The 20,851-nt window shown below is 74.2% G+C and carries 12 protein-coding genes; 6 read left to right on the forward strand and 6 right to left on the reverse strand.

Features of this window, described 5'->3' with window-relative positions:
• Positions 1–571: 571 nt before the first annotated feature.
• A complete protein-coding gene (locus ACFWBN_RS00005; protein WP_385168022.1) occupies positions 572–1,108 on the reverse strand; it encodes a MarR family winged helix-turn-helix transcriptional regulator in 537 nt (178 codons plus the stop codon).
• A 133-nt stretch (positions 1,109–1,241) separates the two neighbouring features.
• Between ACFWBN_RS00005 and ACFWBN_RS00010 the strand changes: the two genes are divergently transcribed.
• Positions 1,242–2,543 (forward strand): MFS transporter, encoded by a 1,302-nt coding sequence (locus ACFWBN_RS00010; protein WP_385168886.1) that lies wholly within the window; start codon positions 1,242–1,244, stop codon positions 2,541–2,543.
• Positions 2,544–2,611: 68 nt separating this feature from the next.
• Here ACFWBN_RS00010 and ACFWBN_RS00015 read toward each other — a convergent pair whose 3' ends face one another.
• Complete coding sequence (locus ACFWBN_RS00015; RefSeq protein ID WP_385168889.1) at positions 2,612–4,444, reverse strand: SpoIIE family protein phosphatase; 1,833 nt, start codon at positions 4,442–4,444, stop codon at positions 2,612–2,614.
• Positions 4,445–4,604: 160 nt separating this feature from the next.
• Positions 4,605–6,023 (reverse strand): NAD(P)/FAD-dependent oxidoreductase, encoded by a 1,419-nt coding sequence (locus ACFWBN_RS00020; protein ID WP_385168025.1) that lies wholly within the window; start codon positions 6,021–6,023, stop codon positions 4,605–4,607.
• A 341-nt stretch (positions 6,024–6,364) separates the two neighbouring features.
• Between ACFWBN_RS00020 and ACFWBN_RS00025 the strand changes: the two genes are divergently transcribed.
• The gene (locus ACFWBN_RS00025; protein ID WP_385168027.1) at positions 6,365–7,138 is read left to right on the forward strand and encodes a TetR/AcrR family transcriptional regulator; all 774 of its coding nucleotides are present in this window, start codon (positions 6,365–6,367) and stop codon (positions 7,136–7,138) included.
• A 232-nt stretch (positions 7,139–7,370) separates the two neighbouring features.
• Entirely contained in the window at positions 7,371–9,371 is a 2,001-nt protein-coding gene (locus ACFWBN_RS00030; RefSeq protein ID WP_385168030.1) for a sigma-70 family RNA polymerase sigma factor, read from the forward strand.
• Between the two features lie 28 nt (positions 9,372–9,399).
• On the opposite strand, the gene ACFWBN_RS00035 is transcribed toward ACFWBN_RS00030, so the two are convergent.
• Together ACFWBN_RS00035 and ACFWBN_RS00040 are read right to left on the reverse strand one after the other, a co-directional pair.
• Positions 9,400–12,696: a BTAD domain-containing putative transcriptional regulator gene (locus ACFWBN_RS00035; protein WP_385168033.1), complete on the reverse strand. Its 3,297-nt coding sequence runs from the start codon at positions 12,694–12,696 to the stop codon at positions 9,400–9,402.
• Positions 12,697–12,767: 71 nt separating this feature from the next.
• Positions 12,768–13,274, reverse strand: coding sequence for a MarR family winged helix-turn-helix transcriptional regulator (locus ACFWBN_RS00040; RefSeq protein ID WP_385168036.1), 507 nt, complete (start codon positions 13,272–13,274; stop codon positions 12,768–12,770).
• Positions 13,275–13,421: 147 nt separating this feature from the next.
• Between ACFWBN_RS00040 and ACFWBN_RS00045 the strand changes: the two genes are divergently transcribed.
• A complete protein-coding gene (locus ACFWBN_RS00045; RefSeq protein WP_385168039.1) occupies positions 13,422–14,720 on the forward strand; it encodes an MFS transporter in 1,299 nt (432 codons plus the stop codon).
• 13 nt (positions 14,721–14,733) lie between these two features.
• Here ACFWBN_RS00045 and ACFWBN_RS00050 read toward each other — a convergent pair whose 3' ends face one another.
• Positions 14,734–16,959 carry an asparagine synthase-related protein gene (locus ACFWBN_RS00050; RefSeq protein WP_385168042.1) on the reverse strand — a complete coding sequence of 742 codons (2,226 nt, stop codon included), beginning with the start codon at positions 16,957–16,959 and terminating at the stop codon, positions 14,734–14,736.
• 630 nt (positions 16,960–17,589) lie between these two features.
• Between ACFWBN_RS00050 and ACFWBN_RS00055 the strand changes: the two genes are divergently transcribed.
• Positions 17,590–19,344 carry a sporulation protein gene (locus ACFWBN_RS00055; RefSeq protein ID WP_385168044.1) on the forward strand — a complete coding sequence of 585 codons (1,755 nt, stop codon included), beginning with the start codon at positions 17,590–17,592 and terminating at the stop codon, positions 19,342–19,344.
• Between the two features lie 44 nt (positions 19,345–19,388).
• On the forward strand, positions 19,389–20,621 hold the full coding sequence (gene lhgO / locus ACFWBN_RS00060; protein ID WP_385168047.1) for an L-2-hydroxyglutarate oxidase: 1,233 nt from the start codon (positions 19,389–19,391) through the stop codon (positions 20,619–20,621).
• Positions 20,622–20,851: the final 230 nt, after the last annotated feature.

Raw genomic sequence — 20,851 nt, forward strand, 5'->3', positions numbered from 1 at the left:
CATGAATGTTTACCCGTAATCGGGTGCACACATCACTTAGAGCGGGCACGTCATGTCGGAATAAGACCGACGCGCCACAACGTCCTCGCTGTGTTAGTTGCCTGCCAGTGCCCGAAGGCCCGACAGGACTTTTTCAAAGGAACCTCATCCACCGAAGTGGACGGGGTATCAACTTCTGGCGTTGATTTTTGGCACGCTGTTGAGTTCTCAAGGAACGGACGCTTCCTTTGTACTCACCCTCTCGGGCTTTCCTCCGGGCTTTCGTTCTGTTCTTGCGTTTCCGACTCTATCAGACTCTTTCGGGCCTGACCCCCAGTCAGCGGGGTTTGTCTTCCGGGCTGTTGGGCCCTTCCGACTCCCTGAACTCTAGTGGATTTCCCTGGCGATTCATAATCGGCCTTCGGAAATGAATTCGGGCACGCCGAATTCGTTCCCAGTGGGAGATCGTGCAGAGTTGGGTGCCGCAACGAGGCGGCGGGATTCGTTGTCGCCAAAACCTTCCGGCTCTGGGACAACTCGAAGAACCTTACGGATCCGTGGCCGGTGTGTCAACTCCGGTGGTCACGGGCCGTCAGCTGGGGGACTGGAGGTCCTCCACGCGGTCCAGCAACCGCGTGAGCATGTCGCCCAGTGCCCCGCGCTCCGCCGTGGAGAGGTCCTGGAGGAGGTCCTCCTCGAAGACCGTGGCCGCGCGCATCGCGTCGAGCCACTTGCTGCGGCCCTCGTCCGTGAGCTCCACGATCACGCGGACCCGGTTGGACTCGTCCCGCTCGCGGGTGACCAGTCCTTCCGCCGTCATGCGGTCGATCCGGTGGGTCATCGCCGCCGGCGTGAGGCCCAGCTGCTTCGCGAGCTCGCTCGGGCCCATCCGGTACGGGGCTCCCGAGATGACGAGGGCCTTGAGGACCTCCCACTCGGCGTTGCTGATGCCCAGGGCCGCGGTCTGGCGCCCGTACGCGACGTTCATGCGGCGGTTCAGGCGGCTGAGGGCCGAGACCACCTTCTCGACCTGGGGGTCGAGGTCCTGGAACTCGCGCTGGTAGACGGCGATCTGCTCATCGAGGCTCGGCTCGTGGACGGGCGTAGTGCCGTCGGGGGTGTCACCCATGGGTCGAAGTATGGCACGGACCCGTTGGCGTCTAACTCCTTCGATGTGTAGAGTTAAGGATCGAAGTTTAGGTATGAAGTTCTGAAGTCTTCAGTCTTCGGCTCTCAAAGGCAGGTGAGAAGTGACCAAGGTGATGGGCGCTGCGATGCGGCGGATCCAGGCCGGCAACGCGCTGACCGCGTTCGGCATAGGTTTCACGGTTCCGTTCCTCTACATCTATGTGGCGCAGGTGCGAGGTCTGGGCTCCATGGCCGCCACGAGCGCGTTCGTGGCGTTCGCCCTGGGCGCTCTTGTCGCGCTGCCCCTCACCGGTCGGGTCATCGACCGACGTGGTCCGGTCCCCGTGGTCATCGGTGCGGCCGTCGCCGCGTCGGTGGGCGCGCTCTCGCTCGGGCTCTCCACCGGCATCGTGCCCATCCTGCTGTCCGCCCTGGCGCTGGGCGCCGGGCAGGCCGTGATGCAGCCGGCGCTCGCGACGATGATCGTGTGGTGCTCCACGCCGGCGACCCGGACGCGGTCCTTCGCCATGCAGTTCTTCATGCAGAACCTGGGACTGGGCATCGGCGGCCTCATCGGCGGCCAGATCGTCGACGAGAGCCGGCCCGGCAGCTTCACCCTGCTGTTCGGCATCGAGGCCGTGATGTTCCTGGTGCTGGCTGGGGTCATCGCCACCGTGCGGATGCCGCAGGTGGCGGGTCTCAAGGACGCCATGCCGCAGAAGGACCCGTCCGAGGCGGGCGGCAGCGGCTGGAAGCGGCTGCTCCGGCACAAGGCCATGGTGCAGCTGTGCGTCCTGGGCTTCGTGCTGTTCTTCGCCTGCTACGGACAGTTCGAGTCGGGTCTGGCCGCCTTCGGCACCGAGGCCGCCGGAATCTCGCCGTCCACGCTCGGATTCGCGCTGGCCGCCAACACCGGTGCGATCGTCATCGCGCAGTTCGTCGTGCTGCGGCTCGTCGAGAAGCGGCGCCGGTCGCGGGTCATCGCGCTGGTCGGTCTGATCTGGACCGTGGCGTGGGTCATCGCCGGGTTCTCGGGGCTGGGGCACGGCAGCGCGATGATGGCCGCCGCCGCGTTCATCACCACGTACGCGCTCTTCGGCATCGGCGAGGCCATGCTGTCGCCGACGCTGGCGCCGCTGGTGGCCGACCTGGCTCCGGAGGGTTCCGTGGGCCAGTACAACTCGGCCTTCGCGCTGGTCAAGCAGATGGCGCTGGCGCTCGGGCCGCTGGGTGTGCCGCTGGGTGCGGGGATTCCGATGCTCTACATCGGGGTGTTCGTGCTCGTGTCGCTCGGGATCGCCGGGCTGGCGCTGCGGCTCGGCAAGCAGCTGAGCCCGGTGCAGGACAACCCGTCGCTGGTGAGCCGGGTCGTGGCGCAGGGGCCTGCGGTCGCCGCAAAGGTCGAGGTCGAGGTCACCAAGCCTGTGGCCGTGTGAGTCGTACGGATATATACGGATATATGAGGAGGCCCCGGTCCTGTGGACCGGGGCCTTCGGCGTGTCCGCTACTTGTCCGGCAGGGCGAACTCGCACCAGACGGCCTTGCCACCGCCCGGGGTGCGGCGGGAGCCCCAGGACGAGGCGATGGTGGCGACGATCGAGATGCCGCGGCCGGTTTCGTCGGCCGGTTCGGCGCGGCGGCGGCGCGGGAGGTGGTCGTCGCCGTCGGTGACCTCGATGATCAGGCGGCGGTCGGTGCGGCGCAGGCGCAGCCGCATGGGCGGGGTGCCGTGCTGGAGGGAGTTGGCGACGAGCTCGCTCGCGGCCAGGACGCCGAGGTCGCACAGCTCGACCGGGAAGCGCCAGGAGGCGAGGACGCCCTGGGCGAAGGCGCGGGCGCGCGGGGCCGCCTCGATGCCGCCGAGGAGTTCCAGGGCGGCGTTGTGGAAGAGCTCGGCGTCCGCGCCGGTGCGGGCGGGCTGCTGGAGGACCATCACGGCGACGTCGTCGTCGTGGTCGGCGTCCACGCCGAGGGCGCGCATCAGGCGGTCGCAGATGACGGCCGGGGTGCCCTGGGCGCCGGAGAGGGCGCGTTCCAGGGCGGCGACGCCCTCGTCGATGTCCTCGCCTCGGCGTTCGACCAGGCCGTCGGTGTAGAGGACGGCGGTGGAGCCGGGGCCGAGCGCGATGGTGCCCGAGGTGTGGAGCCAGCCGCCGGTGCCGAGCGGCGGGCCGGTGGGGTCGGCGGCTCTGCGTACGGTGCCGTCCTCGTCGCGGACGAGGATCGGGAGGTGGCCGGCGGAGGCGTAGGCGAGCAGGCCCTCGTTGGGGTCGTGGACGGCGTAGACGCAGGTGGCGATCTGGCTGGCGTCGATCTCGGCGGCGAGCCCGTCGAGGAGCTGCAGGACCTCGTGGGGCGGCAGGTCCAAGCGGGCGTACGCGCGCACGGCCGTGCGGAGCTGGCCCATGACGGCGGCGGCGCGGACCCCGCGGCCCATGACGTCGCCGATGACGAGGGCGGTGCGGCCGGCGCCGAGGGTGATCACGTCGTACCAGTCGCCGCCGACGGCGGCTTCGGTGCCGCCGGGCTGGTAGGTGGCGGCGACGCGCAGGTCGTCGGGCTGTTCGAGCTCCTGGGGGAGGAGGGAGCGCTGGAGGGTGACGGCGGCCTCGCGCTGGCGGCGCTCGCTGGCGCGGAGCCGCTCGACGGCTTCGGCGTGGTCGGTGACGTCGGCGAGGTGGATCAGGATCCCGGCGTGGTGGGGGTCCGGGTCGTTCTCGGTGTCGGTCTTGGGGAATTCGACCGGGGTGCAGGTGACGGTGTACGAGCTGGTGCCGCCCGGTGCGGTGCGGTTCTTGGCGGTGCGGGGCTTGCCGCTGCGCTGGACCTGGTCGAGGAGCGGGAGCAGGCCGAGGTCGCCGAGTTCGGGGAGGGCCTCGTGGGCGGGTGCGCCGGGGGTGCGGGCGCCGAAGCCCGCGGTGTAGGCGTCGTTGACGTAGGCGACGCGGTGCTCGGGGCCGTGGACGAGGGCGACCAGGGCGGGGAGCCGGTCGAGGACCTCGCGTACGGAGAGCTCGTCGAGGGAGGGCACCGCGGCGAGGACGCCCGTCCGCGGGGTGGTGGCGGTTCCGGTGGTGGTTCCGTCGCCGTCGCCGCTGCCGCTTCCGCTGCCGGTCGCGGTGGCCGGGGTGGTGCCGGTGCCGGAGACCGTGGGGTCGGCCGGGCGGCCGTCCGCGGGGGGCGCGGACCGGTCGGTTCCGGGGTCGGCGCGGCCGCCGCGGGCTGCCGGGACGGAGCCTTCACCCCGCTTGGCCTGGGCGGCGGCGGCGTGTTCGGACCGGGCGGCGGCGCGGCGCTGCGTTCCGGGAAACCGGGCGCTCCAGCGCGTGAAGTTCACTGCGTTCAAGCCTCGTGGTGTCGCAAGTGGTCGCTGTATCTCCCCCGGCTGCTGCCGGGAGGTGCCCCCAGTAGCGGTCGCTGACGGGACGATGTGACTCTGTGCAGGTGTGAGCCCACCTATGGTCACACGTCCAGTGTGGCCGACCGCACTGACAGCGTCAGCCCTGGCTGTCCTGCGGGGGGTTGGGGGCGGGGTTCGGTGGAGGGGCCTTGTGGCCGCCACCTGCGGCCAGTTCGAATTCTGCCCTGGGGTGTTCGAGCGAACCCAGGGAGACGATCTCGCGTTTGAAGAGGCCCGAGAGGGTCCATTCGGCGAGGACCCGCATCTTGCGGTTGAAGGTGGGGACGCGGCTGAGGTGGTAGGCGCGGTGCATGAACCAGGCGGGGTAGCCCTTGAGCTTGCGGCCGTAGATGTGTGCGACGCCCTTGTGGAGGCCGAGGGAGGCGACGGAGCCCGCGTACTTGTGGGCGTACTCGGTGAGGACCTCGTCGCGCAGGGCGTGGACGAGGTTGTCGGCGAGGACCTTGGCCTGGCGGAGGGCGTGCTGGGCGTTGGGGGCGCATTCGCGGCCCGGTTCGGGGGCCGTGATGTCGGGTACGGCGGCGGCGTCACCGGCGGCCCACGCGTGCTCGACTCCCTCGACGGTGAGGAAGGAGGTGCAGGCGAGGCGGCCGCGTTCGTTCTTGGGCAGGTCGGTGGCGGCCAGGATCGGGTGCGGTTTGACGCCGGCCGTCCAGACGACGGTGCGGGTGGGGAAGCGGGCGCCGTCGCTGAGGACGGCGACGCGGTTCTCGCAGGATTCCAGCCGGGTTTCGAGGCGGACGTCGATGTTGCGGCGGCGCAGTTCGCGGATCGTGTAGACGCCCATCTCGGGGCCGACCTCGGGGAGGATCCGGTCGCTGGCCTCGACCAGGACCCACTTCATGTCCTCGGGCTTGATGTTGTGGTAGTACCGCGCGGCGTAGCGGGCCATGTCCTCCAGCTCGCCGAGGGCTTCGACGCCCGCGTATCCGCCGCCGACGAAGACGAAGGTGAGGGCGGCGTCGCGGATGGCGGGGTCGCGGGTGGAGGAGGCGATGTCCATCTGTTCGATGACGTGGTTGCGCAGGCCGATGGCCTCTTCGACCGTCTTGAACCCGATGGCGTAGTCCGCGAGTCCCGGGACGGGGAGGGCGCGGGAGATGGACCCGGGGGCGAGGACGAGTTCGTCATACTCGATTTCCTGCGGGCCGGCGCCCTCCTCGGCGGTGGCGAGGGTGGAGACGGTCGCGGTGCGCTTGGCGTGGTCGATGCGCTGGGCCTCGCCGATGACGATGCGGCACTTGCCGAGGACGCGGCGCAGCGGGACGACCACGTGGCGGGGGGAGATCGAGCCCGCGGCTGCTTCGGGGAGGAAGGGCTGGTACGTCATGTAGGGCTCGGGGCTGACCACCGTGACCTCGGCCTCGTCGGATCTCAGCTTTCGCTGGAGCCGGAGCGCCGTGTACATGCCGACGTAGCCGCCGCCGACGACCAGGATGCGCGTGCGGGGCGGGGTACCGGGGGCCGTGCCCCGGGAGTTAGCAGCCTTCACCACCCCATGACGCAACGTGGCCGGGAGTTTGTCCACAGGCCCGACAAATTGTGTGACCGGAGGTAGGGGTGGGGCAGGGTGGAAGCGGACCTTGGGTGGGGGTGGAAATCCGCAGGTCAGAGGGTGCGGAATGAGACATTCCGAGAGCACGGAACGGAAAAGTGGGGGTGAATGCTCCGATCGGGCGGTGCTCCGTCCGGGGCTGCCTCTTCTGAATTGACTCTGGCTCAACTATGTTCGTATCTCGTCGAGGAGTAGAACCGGGCCGAGCTGACCGTGGCCCCCCTCGACGCGAAGGCGGGGAGTGTCTCCGGGGGGAGACAAATGATTACCGGGGGAAACATATGAACATTTCCGATTTCCATGGCTCTGCGACCGCGCTCTCGGTCGAGAACAACGGCCGCGGTATCGCGGGCGGCACCACGCACGGCGTGGGCAGGTCCACGCCGCTGCGCGTCGACGCACAGCGCAATCTGGAGCACGTCCTGCGAGCGGCCCGCGAGGTCTTCGGCGAGCTGGGCTACGGGGCTCCGATGGAGGACGTCGCGCGGCGTGCGCGGGTCGGCGTCGGGACCGTGTACCGGCGGTTCCCGAGCAAGGACGTGCTGGTCCGACGGATAGCCGAGGAGGAGACCGCCCGGCTGACCGAGCAGGCCAGGACCGCGCTGGGCCAGGAGGAGGAGCCGTGGCAGGCACTGTCGCGCTTCCTGCGCACCTCCGTGGCCTCGGGTGCCGGGCGGCTGCTGCCGCCGCAGGTGCTCCGGGTGGGTTCGGCGAGCGAGGACGGCGTCGAGGAGGCCGAGGCGGCGCGGGTTCCGCACCAGCGCCAGGCCGTCACGGCGGGCGCGCCTCCCGAGCTGCGTGTCGTGGGCTCGCGGGCCCCGATCGAGGACGAGCCCTCGGACGACGCCGGCGCGGGTGCGCTGCTGGAGGTCGTCGGACGGCTGGTGGACCGCGCCCGGGAGGCCGGTGAACTGCGTACGGACGTCACGGTGGCCGATGTGCTGCTGGTGATAGCGACGGCGGCGCCCGCGCTGCCCGACCCGGCGCAGCAGGCGGCTGCTTCGACGCGGCTGCTCGACATCCTGCTCGAAGGGCTGCGCTCCCGGACGGCGTGATCGGCTGTCCGAGTCGGCCGTCTGCATCGCCCGTCTGATGCGGTGTGACCGCACCGGTGATCGCCTTCGTGATCACCGGGGCGGTCGCGGCGGTTCGTCCGTTCGTCAGTACGGCGATTCGTCGAATTGTGCCCGGATGAGTGGAAGGTATGCAGACGGGTTCGGCGTGCGCCCGCCGTGTGACACGCTTGATCGGTGGACCGGTTGAGTGTGTCGTGCGGGGGCTGCCGCGATGGGCGTTGACGGGCGGGAAGAGTCACTCGGGAACGTCGGCGGCGAGGTCGAGGCGGGCAGCCTGCCCGCCCGCCAGGTGCCGGCCCAGCGCGAGCCGGGCGGGCGGCACGCCGCAGGCCCCGGCGGCACCGGGATTGATCTCCCGCCGTCCGACGGTGACTTGGTCGCCCGGATGCGCGGCGGTGACGACGGGGCGTATGAGGAGCTGTTCCGCCGTCACGCCGATGCCGTACGGCGCTACGCCCGGACCTGCTGCCGGGACGGGCACACCGCCGACGACCTGACCGCCGAGGTGTTCGCGCGCACGCTCCAGGCGGTACGGGGCGGGGCGGGGCCGGACCAGTCGGTGCGGGCCTATCTGCTCACCACCGTGCGCAGGGTCGCCGCGGCCTGGGCGAAGACCGCCAGGCGGGAGCATCTCGTCGAGGACTTCGCCGTGTTCGCGGAGCAGGCGGCCACGGGTACGGAGGGTGGCGGCGGGCTGTCCGGCCTGTCCGGGGACGACACGCTCGAACTGGGCGCGGACGTCCGGGCGATGCACGAGGCCGAGCAGTCCCTCGCGATGCAGGCCTTCCGGAGCCTGCCCGAGCGGTGGCAGGCGGTGCTGTGGCACACCACCGTCGAGGAGGCCTCTCCGAGCGCGATCGCGCCGCTGTTCGGGCTGAGCCCCAATGCGACGGCGGTGCTGGCCAGTCGTGCCCGCGAGGGGCTCAAGCAGGCGTATCTGCAAGCCCATGTGAGTTCGGCGCTGAGTGAGGGCGGCGACTGCGCGCGGTACGCGGACCGGCTGGGCGCCTATGCGCGCGGCGGGCTGCGGATGCGGGCGGAGCGGGGGCTGCGCAAGCACCTGGAGGAGTGCGCGAAGTGCCGGGTGGCCGCCGGGGAGCTCAAGGACGTCAACGCGGGCATTCCCGCGCTGCTTCCGGTCGCGGTCATCGGGTGGTTCGCTGCCGGGTACGCGGCCAAGGCGGCCGGGGTGGTGGCCGGCGGGGCCGTCGCCGCGGGTGGGGCCGGGGTCGCCGCGGCGGCCGCCGGCGGGTCGACCGCGGGGGCCGGAGCCGCGGGGGCCGGAGCCGCGGGTGGCGCGGCCGGTGGTGCGGCTGGTGGTGCTGCCGGGGCGGGTGCTGCCGGTGGGGCCGGGTCGGGCGCCGGGGGTGCCGTGCTGTCCGAGGGGCTTGGGCTGCCGGCCAAGGCCGCCATCGCCGCCGGGATCGCGGTCGCCGCGGCCGCCGGGGTGGTGTTCGCGCTGGCCGGGGACGACACCGAGCCGCAGGCCCGGGCGAAGCCCGCCCCCAGTGCGGCGGCGCCGGTGGTGCCGGAGGCTCCCGCCCCGCCGACGCCGGAGCCGAGCCCGCCGGGGGAGGAACCGCCGCCCGCGCGGGGCCCCGTAGCGCCGCGGCCGGACGGGACTCCGTCGAGGCCCGCCCCCGATGCTCCGCCGGCCCCCTCCGCGTCCGCGTCTCCCGCGCCATCGCCGAGTCGCGAGAAGCCCTCGCCGCCGCCCAGCCCGTCTCCGGTCAAGCCCTCGCCGAAGCCCACCCCGCCGCCTCCGCCGAAGCCGCCGCAGGGCTTCCAGCTGGCCCGGCTCGGCCACTCCGCGTACGGGGACCACAGCGGGCCGGAGCTGCAGACCTGGCGCAGCAGCTGGGTGTGGCAGCGCTGGGGGCTGGAGGTGGGCGACCGGCGGTTCGGGAACGGCATCACGGTGAACTCCCGTTCCTCCGTGGAGATCACCCTGAACCGGCAGTGCACCGCCTTCTCCGCGAAGGCCGGGGTGGACGGCCTGTCGCTGTGGACCGACGGCGCGGTGCGGTTCTCCGTGTACGCCGACGGGCAGCGGCTGTGGCAGTCCGCCGCTCTCGGGTACGGGGATCCGCCGGTGGCCGTGAACGTCTCCCTTTCCGGGCGGGAGACGCTGCGGCTGGTGGTGGAGCGGGCCGGGCAGGGCCGCCTGCCGACGCTCGCGAGCTGGGCCGACTCGGTGATCAGCTGCCGGTGATCGCCTGCCGGTGATCGCCTGCCCGTGATCAGCTGCCGGTGAGCGTCGCCGCGAGGTCGGCCGGACCCAGCGCGGCGCCTGCGGCCTCCTCCCGGGCGTGGCCGGCCCGGCCCAGCAGCGCGCGGGTGCGGGCCGGGAGCCCCTCCACGGCGGCCTGCTCGGGAGCCGAGCGGGGATGGCCCGCGCGCCAGGCGGTGGCCGCGGCGAGGACCCGTACGGCTTCGGCCGGCCGGTCGGCGTCGGCCAGCAGCCGGGCGGCGGTCTCGGCGAGCCCGGCCAGGACCCGCTCGGCGCAGTGTGCCTCGACGGCGGCGGCGAGGGCGGGCCCGATCAGGGCGAGCCCCGCCTCCGGCCCGTCCGCGTGGGCGACGAGGACGGCTTCGAGGTTGTCCAGGCCGGCGGTCAGCTGGGGAGGCACCAGGAACTGCTCCGTGACCGCCCGGGCCTCGTCGTACGCGGTGCGGGCCCGATCGAAGTCGCCGCGGCGGATGTCGACCTGCGCCGACAGCATCCGGTTGAACCCGCGGACGTCGACGATGCCGTACAGGTCCGCCTCGGCATCCGCCTCCGCGATCAGCCGCTCGGCGTCGTCGAGGTCCCCGGTGCAGTAGGCGGTCTCCGCGATGCGGGCGATCGCGAACGGCGCCTCGCTGTGCGCCCCGACCTCGCGGGCCAGGCGCAGGCATTCCTCGTACTCGGCGCGAGCCCCGTCGTACCGGCCGCGGGAGAGTCCTATCTCGCCCGCGGCGCTCGCGACCTGGGCGCGGGTCCAGCGGTCGCCGACCCGGCGGGCGATCTCGCGGAGCTCGGCGAGGTCCTCGTCGACGGTGGGGAGGCCGCCCGCGATGTCGATGGCCACGTGGGTGCGGAGCATGAGCGTGACGCCGAGCTCCCAGTCACCGGCGTGGCGGCGGCAGTTGGCGACCGCCAGGTCGAGGTTGGCGTGGAAGGCGAGGGCGTCGCCGGTCAGGAAGGCCGTCGCGGGCCAGAGCATCGCGGGGAAGCGGGTGGTCTCCGGGGAGCCGTGCCGGAAGGCCTCCTCGATGCGGGCGGCGAGCGCCCGGTACTCGGGGGTGCGGAAGGCCGCGCCGGAGTTGCTCTCGGCGAGCAGGAAGACGTTGAGGACGTGGAGGCGCATGAAGCGCCAGTACGCGGGCGTGCCCTCGGGCGGTTCGGCGGAGGTGGCGGCGAGGATCCGGGCGGTCCATTCCGCGCCTTCGGCACGGTAGTTGCGCAGCCACCAGAACCAGCCGAGGGCGAAGGCGAACCGCTGGGCGGTATCGGTGTCGCCCTCCTCGACGGCGGCGTGGTGCAGGGCGGCGCGGAGGTTGTCGAGCTCGGTCTCGATGCGCCGGATCCAGGGGAGCTGGGCGGCGGAGCGCAGGAGGGGTTCCGCGTGCTCGGCGAGGGCCAGGAAGTGGGCGGTGTGGCGGCGGGCGGTGGCGGCCCGGTCCGCGGGGTCGGCGGCGGCTCGCTCGGCGGCGTACTCGTGGATGGTTTCCAGCATGCGGTAGCGCATGCCGTCGGCGGCGTCGGGTTCCGGGGCCGGTTCGGCCAGGACGAGGGATTTGTCGACGAGGGAGCCGAGGACGTCGGCGACCTCGTACGAGGGGTCCGGGCAGACGGCTTCGGCGGCGGCGAGGTCGCAGCCGCCGGCGAAGACGGACAGCCGGCGCAGGACCATGCGTTCGGGCTCGTCGAGGAGGTCCCAGGACCAGTCGACGACGGCGCGCAGGGTCTGCTGGCGGGGCAGGACCGTACGGGAGCCGCTGGTCAGGAGGCGGAAGCGGTCGTCGAGGCGGTCGGCGATCTGGCGCGGGGTGAGCAGCCGCAGCCGGGCGGCGGCCAGCTCGATGGCGAGCGGCAGGCCGTCGAGGCGGGCGCAGATCTCGGCGACGGCGGCCGGGTCCTCCTCGGGGGTGAAGCCGGGGCGGGCCGATGCGCCGCGGTCGGCGAAGAGGCGGTGGGCGGGGTCGGGCGGCAGCGGCTCGACGGGGCGGACGCTCTCGCCGGGGACGCCGAGGGGTTCGCGGCTGGTGGCCAGGATCCGTACGCCGGGGCAGCGGGTGAGGAGGAGCTCGGCGAGCTCGGCGGCGGCGCCGATGACGTGCTCGCAGTTGTCGAGGACGAGCAGCAGGCTGCGGTGCGCGCAGTGCTCGACGAGCTGGGTGGCGGGGTCCACGGCGGCGGCGGTGTTCTCGCGGGCCACCAGGGAGTTCTCGCGCAGCCCGAGGGCGCTGAGGACCGCCCCGGGGACGGCGGCGGGATGGTCGAGGCGGGCCAGCTCGACGATCCAGCCGGCTTCGGGGTGGTCGGTGGCCGCGTGCTCGGCGAGGCGGGTCTTTCCGGAACCGCCGGGACCGGTGAGGGTGATGAGGCGCAGGCGGGCCAGGTCGTCGTGGAGGGCGGCCAGTTCGGGCTCGCGGCCGACGAAGGAGGTGAGGCGGGGGCGTAGGTTGCCGCGCGCCTCCGGCGGGGGTTGGGGGGTCGTGCCGTTCAGTTGGGGGGTCGTGCCGTTCAGGTGCGGGTGCGGCTCCCGGTGCGGCGGCTGCGCAGGCTGGTCGCGGGGCGGTGCGAGGCCCGGGGCGGGGGCCGGGGCGAGGAGTTCGGCGTGCAGGGCGCGGAGTTCGGGGCCCGGGTCGGTGCCGAGGGCGTCGGCGAGGGTGCGTCGGGTGCGCTCGTAGGCGGCGAGGGCGTCGGCGGTGCGGCCCGCGGCGCGCAGGGCGCGGAGGTGCTGGGCGCGCAGCGGTTCGTCGTACGGGTTCTCGTGGATCAGCGCTTCGAGCTCGGGCAGGAGTGCGGCCGGGGCGGTGGCGCCGCTGCGCAGGTCGGCCTGGATGCGGTCGCGGAGGGCGGCGGCGCGGCGGGCCTCGGGGGCGGCGGCGTGGGCGGCGCGGCCGGGCTCGGGCAGGTCGGCGAGGGCCGGTCCGCGCCACAGGGCGAGGGCGGTGCGCAGGGTGCGGGCGGCGGCCGCGGGGTCGGCGGCCAGCTCTTGGGCGCCGCGGGCGGCCAGCCGGGTGAAGCGGTGCAGGTCGATGTCGTCGCGGTCGGCGGCGAGGCGGTAGCCGCCGGCGGGGTCGGCGCGGACGGTGTCCCGGCCGCCGAGGGCGCGGCGGAGCCGGGCGACCAGGGCCTGGAGGGCGGCGGGGGCGTCGAGGGGCGGGTCGTCGCCCCAGACCTCGTCGACCAGGACGGCGACGGAGGCCGGGCCGCCGGCGTGCAGGGCGAGGGCGGCGAGGAGTGCGCGCAGGCGGGCGCCGCCTATCGGGAGGGGGGCGCCGGTCTCGTCGCGTGCCTCGGTGACGCCGAGGATCAGATACCGCACCTGCCAATTCTGCCCGGTCCGCCCGGGGGCGGCAGCGGATTTCGGGGCGCCCGGCCCACAGCACCGGCGGCTCAGGTGATCGAGGTGTCGCCGTTGGCTTCGAGGAGGGTGCGCAGGGCGCCCGCGACCGTGGTGCAGGTGGCGGGGTCGAGCGGGGCGAGGAGATCCGCGTACTGGCGCAGGTGGTCGGCCATCAGCGCCTCGGTGACCTTGAGGCTGTGCTCGGTCAGCCGGATCCGGACCGAGCGGCGGTCCTGGCCGTCGCGCACCCGTTCGACCAGGCCCTTGGCCTCCATGCGGTCGATGCGGTTGGTGATCGCGCCGGAGGTCACCATGGCGGCGGGGATGAGGGCGCCGGCGGTGAGCGCGTACGGGGGGCCCGAGCGGCGGAGGGTGAAGAGGATGTCGACCTCGCCCACCTCCAGGTCGCGTTCGGCCGCGAAGGCCTTGAGCTGCTTCTCGATGATCCTGTTCATGCGCTGGATGCGGGCCAGTACCTCGACGGCCCACAGGCCTTCCGTCAGGTCGGGGCGCTCCGTCTCCCACTGGCCGATGATCGCGTCCACTGCGTCGCTCATGCCGTGTCCTCTTTCGCTTCCGTACTCGCCTCGCCGCGCCACGGCCAGGATATCTCAACGTTGAGACACTTGACGTTGAGAGGACTGGGGTGTTTTTATCTCAACGTTGAGATTCTGAACCTTGAGATGGATCGGGGCGGGCACACCATGAGCAGGACCGCGACCACGAGGGCGCGCGCAACCACGCGTACGACCGCGTCCACGAGCACGACCACCGGCACGAGCACGAACACGACCGCCGGCACGAGCACGACCGCGGCGGACGCCGCCGCGGGCCGGGCCACCGTCCCCGTCTTCTGGCTGGCCCTGCTCGCCACCCCGGTGGCCGCCGGCGCCAACGCCCCCGTCCTGATCCTTCCCGACATGGCCCGCTCCCTCGGGGTGGCCACCTCCACCGCCGCCTGGCTCGTCGCCTCCTTCGCCTGGGCCATGGCCGTCGGCACCCCCCTGCTGGCCGGGCTGCTCCGCCGCCGCGGTCTGCGCCCGGCCCTCCGCCTGAGCGGCGCCCTCCTGCTGCTCGGCACCCTCCTCGTCGCGGCCTCCCCGTGGCTGCCGCTGACCCTGCTCGGGCGGGCCGCGCAGGCGGCGGGCGGGGCCGGCCTCGTCGCGGCCGCGATGAGCCTGGCCGGTTCGGCCCGCCGCATGGGCGTCATCAGCGCGGGCTTCGGGATGCTCGGCGCGGCCGGCCCGCTCCTCGGCGTCCAGCTCGCGCAGGCCGTGTCGTGGCGGCTCTCGCTCTCGGTGTCGGTGGTCGCGGTCCTCGCGATCCCGGTGGTGAGCCGCTACGCGACGCGACCCGCGCCCGCCCAGGGCCGGTTCGACGGACGCGGCGCCGCCCTGCTGACCGTGCTGGCCACGGCCCTGGTCCTGCTGCCCCACTCCCCCGCCGCCGCCCTGGGCTCCGCGGTCGTCGCCGCGGTCGCCCTGGCCCTGCACGTACGGCGGCGCCCCGACGGCTTCGTGCCGCTCGCCCTGCTGCGCAAGCCGGTGTTCCTCGGATCGGCGCTGCTGGCGCTGGTGCTGTCGGGCTCGTACTTCACCCTGCTGTTCGCGGTGCCGCGGCTGCTGTCCGACCGGGCCGGCTGGGACCGCGGCGCGGCCGGGGCCGGGCAGCTCGTGGCCCTGCTGACCGGGTCGGCGCTGTCGTGGCTGCTGGCCGCGGCCTCGACTCGCATGAGCCGGACGGCCGTACGCACGGTGCTGACCGGGATCGGCGCGCTGGCCGTGGCGACCGCGGCGTTCGCCGGCTGGGGCCCGCTGCTGCTGACCGCCACCCTGGGCGCGGTGTTCGCCGCCACCGGGTCCAACGCCGTCCTGTCGATGCACGCCGCCTCGGCCGCCCCCGAGGCCCAGCGGCCCACGGCCATCGGCCTGTTCGCCCTCTGCTACCAGCTCGGCGGCGCCTTCGGCCCGGCCGTCGCGACCGCCCTGGTGCTCGGGGCGTAAGAAGCTCGCCCGCTCAGGACAGGGCCGGGCGGTGTACGGGGACCCCCTCCGGCACCGCCCGCCGACGCGCGGTGGAGGTACCGGTCCAGCAGGTGCCGCGGCGGGCCAGCAGGCGGCGCAGCCACAGCTCCATCGAGACGAGCTCCGCCAGCCCGTCCAACGGGACCGGGCGGCCGTCCGCCGCGTCGAGCAGGGCCTGGCGCACCACCCGGGCCTCGATCAGCCCGGCGTCCGCGAGCAGCGGCGAGTCGAAGAGGTCCAGCAGCTCGGTGAGGGCGGCACGCAGCCCCAGCCGGGTGGCCGTCTCGTTCGGGACGTGGGCCGGGGCGCCCCAGCCGGGCGGGAGTTCGCGCACGCCGGCCGAGTTCAGGACGCTGCGCAGGATCGCGGCCCGGGCCCCGGGCTGGACGCGCAGGGATTCGGGCAGGGCCCGGGCGGCCCGGACGACCTGGTTGTCGAGGAAGGGCGCGTGCAGCCGCTGGCTGCGGACCTCCACGGCCTGCTCGAAGACCCGGTGGTCGGCGGCGTGCCGGGCGAGCACCGACCGGGCGCGGGCCTCGCCGGGCCTCAGCGACAGCGGGGGCCGGCCGGCGGCGGCCGAGAGGCGGATCGATACTTCCGCCAGCGCCTCCCCCGTCAGCCAGCCCGCCGCCGGGCCGGGCCGCGACCAGGTCAGGGCGGCGAGGGAAGCGTCCACCGGACCGGAAGCGCGCTCGGTGACCCCGCCCTCGCGGAGCCGGGCCGCGGCGGCCTCCATACCCGCGCGGTACGTCGTACGGGAAAGTCTGCGGGCCGCGGAGTACACCGTGAGCGGCACCAGCAGGGACTCCCCGGAGGCCGCCCCGGAAGCGGAGGCCGACCGGGCCAGGGCCGCCACCGGGCGCAGCAGGTGGCGGCGTCGGCGGTCCATCAGGAGGTCGGCCATGCGGGCCGGGTGCGCGTCCAGGACCTGGCGGGCGCCGTGGCCGGTGAAGTGGTCCGCCGAGCCGGCGGCCAGCCTGCGCCGCTCGCGGGCGGCGAAGACCAGCGAGGGGCCCGGCTCGTCGGTGAGCGGGCCGTCGAGCTCCGCGTACGGGAGGGCCTCCTCGGCGGCGGCGACCACGACGTGGTGCAGGCGCGGGTCGGCCGCGATCGCCCGGGCTCTCTCCAGTTCGGCCTCCCTGCCCTGCGGGGTGGCCAGGTCGTTGAAGGTGACCGCCAGCAGGCGCGCCCCGGCGGGGCTCAGCAGGGTGCCCGGGGCCCCCGGCAGACCGGCCGCCAGCAGGGCGAGGGTCGCGGAGGCGCTGCCGCCTGAGAGGTCGGCGCCGACCCCCGGGGCCGGGGCGCCGCGGGCCGCGCGCCGGTCGGCGGGGCCCATGCCGGGCACGGGGCCGGGATCGTACGGCGGCATCGCGTCGGGGGCATGCCGCGGAGCCGTGAGCCGGGCGCGCACGGCATCCACCAACGCTTCCCGTACGCCCTCCACCGCCCGGGCGGGATCGGCCTCGGGGGCGGCCACCGCCAGGGAGGCGACCGGCTCGTAGCCGGTGATCTCCCGGGAGCCCTCGCGCAGGATGAGCGCGTGGCCGGGCGGGATGCGGCGGACACCGGCGTACGGTGTGCCGTCGCCCAGTGCCTCCGGGCTGTCGGGACAGGCCAGCAGGGCGGCGAGATGGCCGATGTCGAGCTGCGCCTCGATGAGGTCGGCGAGCGGGAGGGCGGCGGTGGCGTAGGCCGTTCCGCTGGCCCAGGGGGTGTAGAAGACGGGGCGTGCGCCCGCGAGGTCGCCGACGACGGTGATGCGGCGGCCGGCCTGGACGACGGCGGTGTAGCTGCCGGACCACTGGGTGAGGTGGCGCAGCGCCCCGCCGCGGGCGGCGTAGAGCGCCCTCCTCAACTCGGCGTCGGTGGCGCCGCAGCAGCCGAGGACGGCGAGCCGGGTGAAGGGGTCCGCGGGGTCGGCGGTGAGGGTCCGGATCTCGTCGGGGCGCCAGTCGCCGACGGCCCAGAGGGGGTCGGGGTCTCCCCAGAGCAGCTGGGCGCCCACGGGGTGGACGGTGCGCTCGGCGTCCGCGCCGGGGTCGCCGGGGTGGGCGTCCGCGATGCCGCCGTGCAGGGGGGCGCCGCCGTGGCCGCTGTCGCCGTATCCGCCCTGGCCGTATCCGCCCTGGCCGGAGCCTTGTCTCTGGCGGTGTCCCGAGACGCGGCCGGCCGTGCCGAAGCTCGCGGCGATACTGCTCCAACCCACCAACCAGCGCACCGCCGCCTCCCCAGCCTGTGGGCACATGACCGGGGCACGGGCAGCACGGTCGGCGCTGAGGGCGCGGCCGGCGGGACCCCGGATGGCTCGGGTCCATGCTGCCACGGGACAGGCGTGCGAGAGTGGTTAAAGGGGGCGCACATGCGAACGAACACGCCCCCGTCACGCGGTATTTGGCGTTCCGTTCCCCCCGCCCCATAGGTCGGTTTCGGCCATTCTTCGGCCGTCCTGAGAGCCGTCACACGGGGTCGGCCCGCGGTGCGCGGGCGCGGTCCGGGAGGCGGAACGCACCCCCCGGACCGTTCCGCCACCCGCGGGGATTGAGGCAGCGGCATCCCCCGACCCGCCCGATCCGCGCAGCGGGCCGACCCACGCACCGCACATCGAATCGCCGGGCCCCCCGACCGGCCAGAGCGCACGGCCGGGCGCACGGCCACACGGACGGAGCACGCGATGACACGTGCGCCCCGGGTACGGGCCCGGGCCGGACTGTGCAAACGGACAACAATCCCGCCATACGGAAGTAGGGGCCTTAACGCTTGGGAGGCGGGGAACTACGCTGGGTTTACGAAATGCCGGGCGCCTATGCCCCGGCGGCGTCTGCGTTCCGCGTGTGACGAGGGGTGGCGCATGTCCAGGGAGCTCCGCGAGCCCAATGAGAAGCTCGGCGCCGTCCTCGCCCTCGCGGGCATCAGCAACGCGGGGCTGGCCCGGCGGGTCAACGACCTCGGCGCGCAGCGCGGTCTGACGCTTCGGTACGACAAGACGTCGGTGGCCCGATGGGTGTCGAAGGGGATGGTGCCGCAGGGTGCCGCCCCGCACCTGATCGCGGCCGCCATCGGCGCGAAGCTGGGGCGGCCGGTGCCGCTGCACGAGATCGGGCTGGCGGACGCGGACCCCGCGCCCGAGGTCGGTCTGGCCTTCCCGCGCGACGTGGGCGCGGCGGTGCGGTCGGCCACGGACCTGTACCGGCTCGACCTCGCCGGCCGACGCGGCGGTGGCGGGATCTGGCAGTCGCTGGCCGGTTCCTTCTCGGTGGCGGCGTACGCGACGCCCGCCTCGCGCTGGCTGATATCTCCCGCCGACGGCTCGGTGGCGCGCGAACCGGCCGCCCCCGCGCCGCACGGCGCCCCGGCCAATCGTGTGCCCGGCAGTGGCGTGCCGGGCAGTGGTACGTCTGGCAGTAGTACGCCTGCCGGCAGCGGCGTACCGGGCCGTGGCGTGCCGGGCGGCAGCGTCACGGGCACTGGTGTACCGGCCCATGGGGCCTCGGACGATGACCTCCCGGCACACGGCATCCCTGCTCAGACCCCCTCGGCTCACGAGGTCCCGCCGCACGGGGCGCCCGCCCAGGAACCCCGCACACCGGTGTCAGTACCCGTAGCGGCCCGGGCGGGAGGCCGTACGGCTCCGCCGTCCAGCGTTGTGCCCGCCCAGCCCGGACCCGAAACGCCCCGCGACCACGGGCAGCGCGTGGGCCACAGCGATGTGGCGAAGCTGCGCGAGGCCGCCGAGGACGCCCGCCGTTGGGACTCCAAGTACGGGGGCGGGGACTGGCGTTCGTCGATGGTGCCCGAGTGCCTGCGGGTGGACGCGGCGCCCCTTCTGCTCGGCTCCTACTCCGACGAGGTGGGCCGCGCGTTGTTCGGGGCGACGGCCGAACTGACCAGGCTCGCCGGGTGGATGGCCTTCGACACCGGCCAGCAGGAGGCGGCCCAGCGCTACTACATCCAGGCGCTGCGGCTGGCCCGCGCCGCCGCGGACGTACCGCTCGGCGGCTACGTCCTGGCGTCGATGTCCCTCCAGGCGACCTACCGCGACTTCCCGGACGAGGGCGTGGACCTCGCGCAGGCGGCCGTCGAGCGCAACCGCGGCCTGGCCACCGCCCGCACGATGAGCTTCTTCCGGCTCGTCGAGGCGCGGGCCCACGCCAAGGCCGGCGATTCCGCGGCCGCCGGGGCGGCCCTGCGGGCGGCGGAGGGCTGGCTGGAGCGGGCGCGCGAGGGCGATCCGGATCCGACCTGGCTCGGTTTCTACTCGTACGACCGCTTCGCGGCGGACGCGGCGGAATGCTACCGCGACCTCAAACTCCCGCGGCAGGTGCGGCGCTTCACCGAGCAGGCCCTGTCGCGACCCACCGAGGAGTACGTACGGTCGCACGGGCTGCGGCTGGTGGTGAGCGCGGTCGCCGAGCTGGAGTCGGGCAACCTGGACGCGGCGTGCGCGGCCGGTACCCGGGCGGTGGAGGTCGCGGGCCGGATCTCCTCGGCGCGGACGACCGAATACGTACGGGACCTGCTGCACCGGCTGGAACCGTACGGGGACGAGCCGCGCGTGGCGGAGCTGCGCGAGCGGGCCCGGCCGCTGCTGGTGGCGCAGGCGTAGGGCCTGTCTTCCGGGGGCCGCGTGGCCGCGTTGTCGGTGGCGGGGTGCAGTATGCAGGGGTGGGAGGTGTCGGCGTGGGCGGTGGCGTGGACTGCGATGTGCTGGTGATCGGCGGCGGGATCGTCGGCCTGGCGACGGCGCATGCCTTGTCGCGCCTGGCTCCGGGGACCCGGGTGGTCGTCCTGGAGAAGGAGGACGGTCCGGCGCGGCACCAGACGGGCCGCAACAGCGGGGTGATCCACAGCGGGATCTACTACCGCCCGGGATCGCTGAAGGCGCGCTTCGCGGTGAGCGGCGCCGCCGAGATGGTCAAGTTCTGCGCGGAGCACGGGATCCCGCACGAGGTGACGGGCAAGCTGATCGTCGCCACGGAGCGCGAGGAGCTGCCGCGGCTGCACGCGCTGGTCCAGCGGGGCCGGGAGAACGGCATCCCGGTGCGCGAGCTCGGCCCGGCGCAGATCACCGAGTACGAGCCGGAGGTGCGGGGCCTCGCCGCGATCCACGTCGGCAGCACCGGGATCGCGGACTACGGCCGGGTCACCGCCCAGCTGGCGGAGTCCTCGGGCGCGGAGATCGTCTACGGCGGCGCGGTGGACCTGATCTCGCGCCGCCCGTCGGCGGTGGCGGTGCGCACCACGTCCGGCCTGGTGGTCCGGGCCCGGGTGCTGGTGAACTGCGCGGGGCTCCAGTGCGACCGCATCGCCCGGCTGGCCGGGGACGACCCCGGGATGCGGATCATCCCCTTCCGCGGCGAGTACTACGACCTGGCCCGCCCCGACCTGGTCCGGGGGCTGGTCTACCCGGTCCCCGACCCGGCGTTCCCCTTCCTCGGCGTCCACCTCACCCGGGGCATCGGCGGCGGCGTCCACGTCGGCCCCAACGCGGTGCCGGCGCTGGCGCGCGAGGGCTACGGCTGGTCCGTGATCCGGCCGCGGGACGTGGCCACCGAGCTGGCCTGGCCGGGATCCTGGCGGATGGCCGCGCGGCACTGGCGGTACGGGGCGGGCGAGATCCACCGCTCGCTGTCGAAGCGGGCCTTCACCCAGGCCGTACGGCGGCTGCTGCCGGCGGTCCGGCCGGAGGATCTGCGGCCCGCCGACGCGGGGGTGCGGGCCCAGGCCGTCCTGCGGGACGGGACCCTCGTGGACGACTTCCTGATCCGGGAGGCGCCGCGCACGATCCACGTCCTGAACGCCCCGTCGCCGGCCGCGACCGCTTCGCTCCCGATCGGCCGGGAGATCGCCACCCGCGCCCTTCGAACCCTCGGCTCGACCTGAGCGGCGGGTCCGGCCGGTGCGGGTCGCCGCTGCGCGGGGCTGGGTCCCCTACCCGCCCTTCCGCCGTTCCCTGGGGCTCCGCCCCAGACCCCGATACGTGCGCTCCGCGCCCGTGCCCTCAAACGCCGGGCGGGGGGGTTTTTCCGGGCAGCCGCATAGCACGGCCCGGCCGGGGGTGGGGGGGGGGGGCTGGGGGGGGGGCCCCGGGGGGGCGGCCGGCCCCGGCGCGG

The organism is Streptomyces sp. NPDC059989 (assembly GCF_042736975.1).
GTDB lineage: Bacteria > Actinomycetota > Actinomycetes > Streptomycetales > Streptomycetaceae > Streptomyces.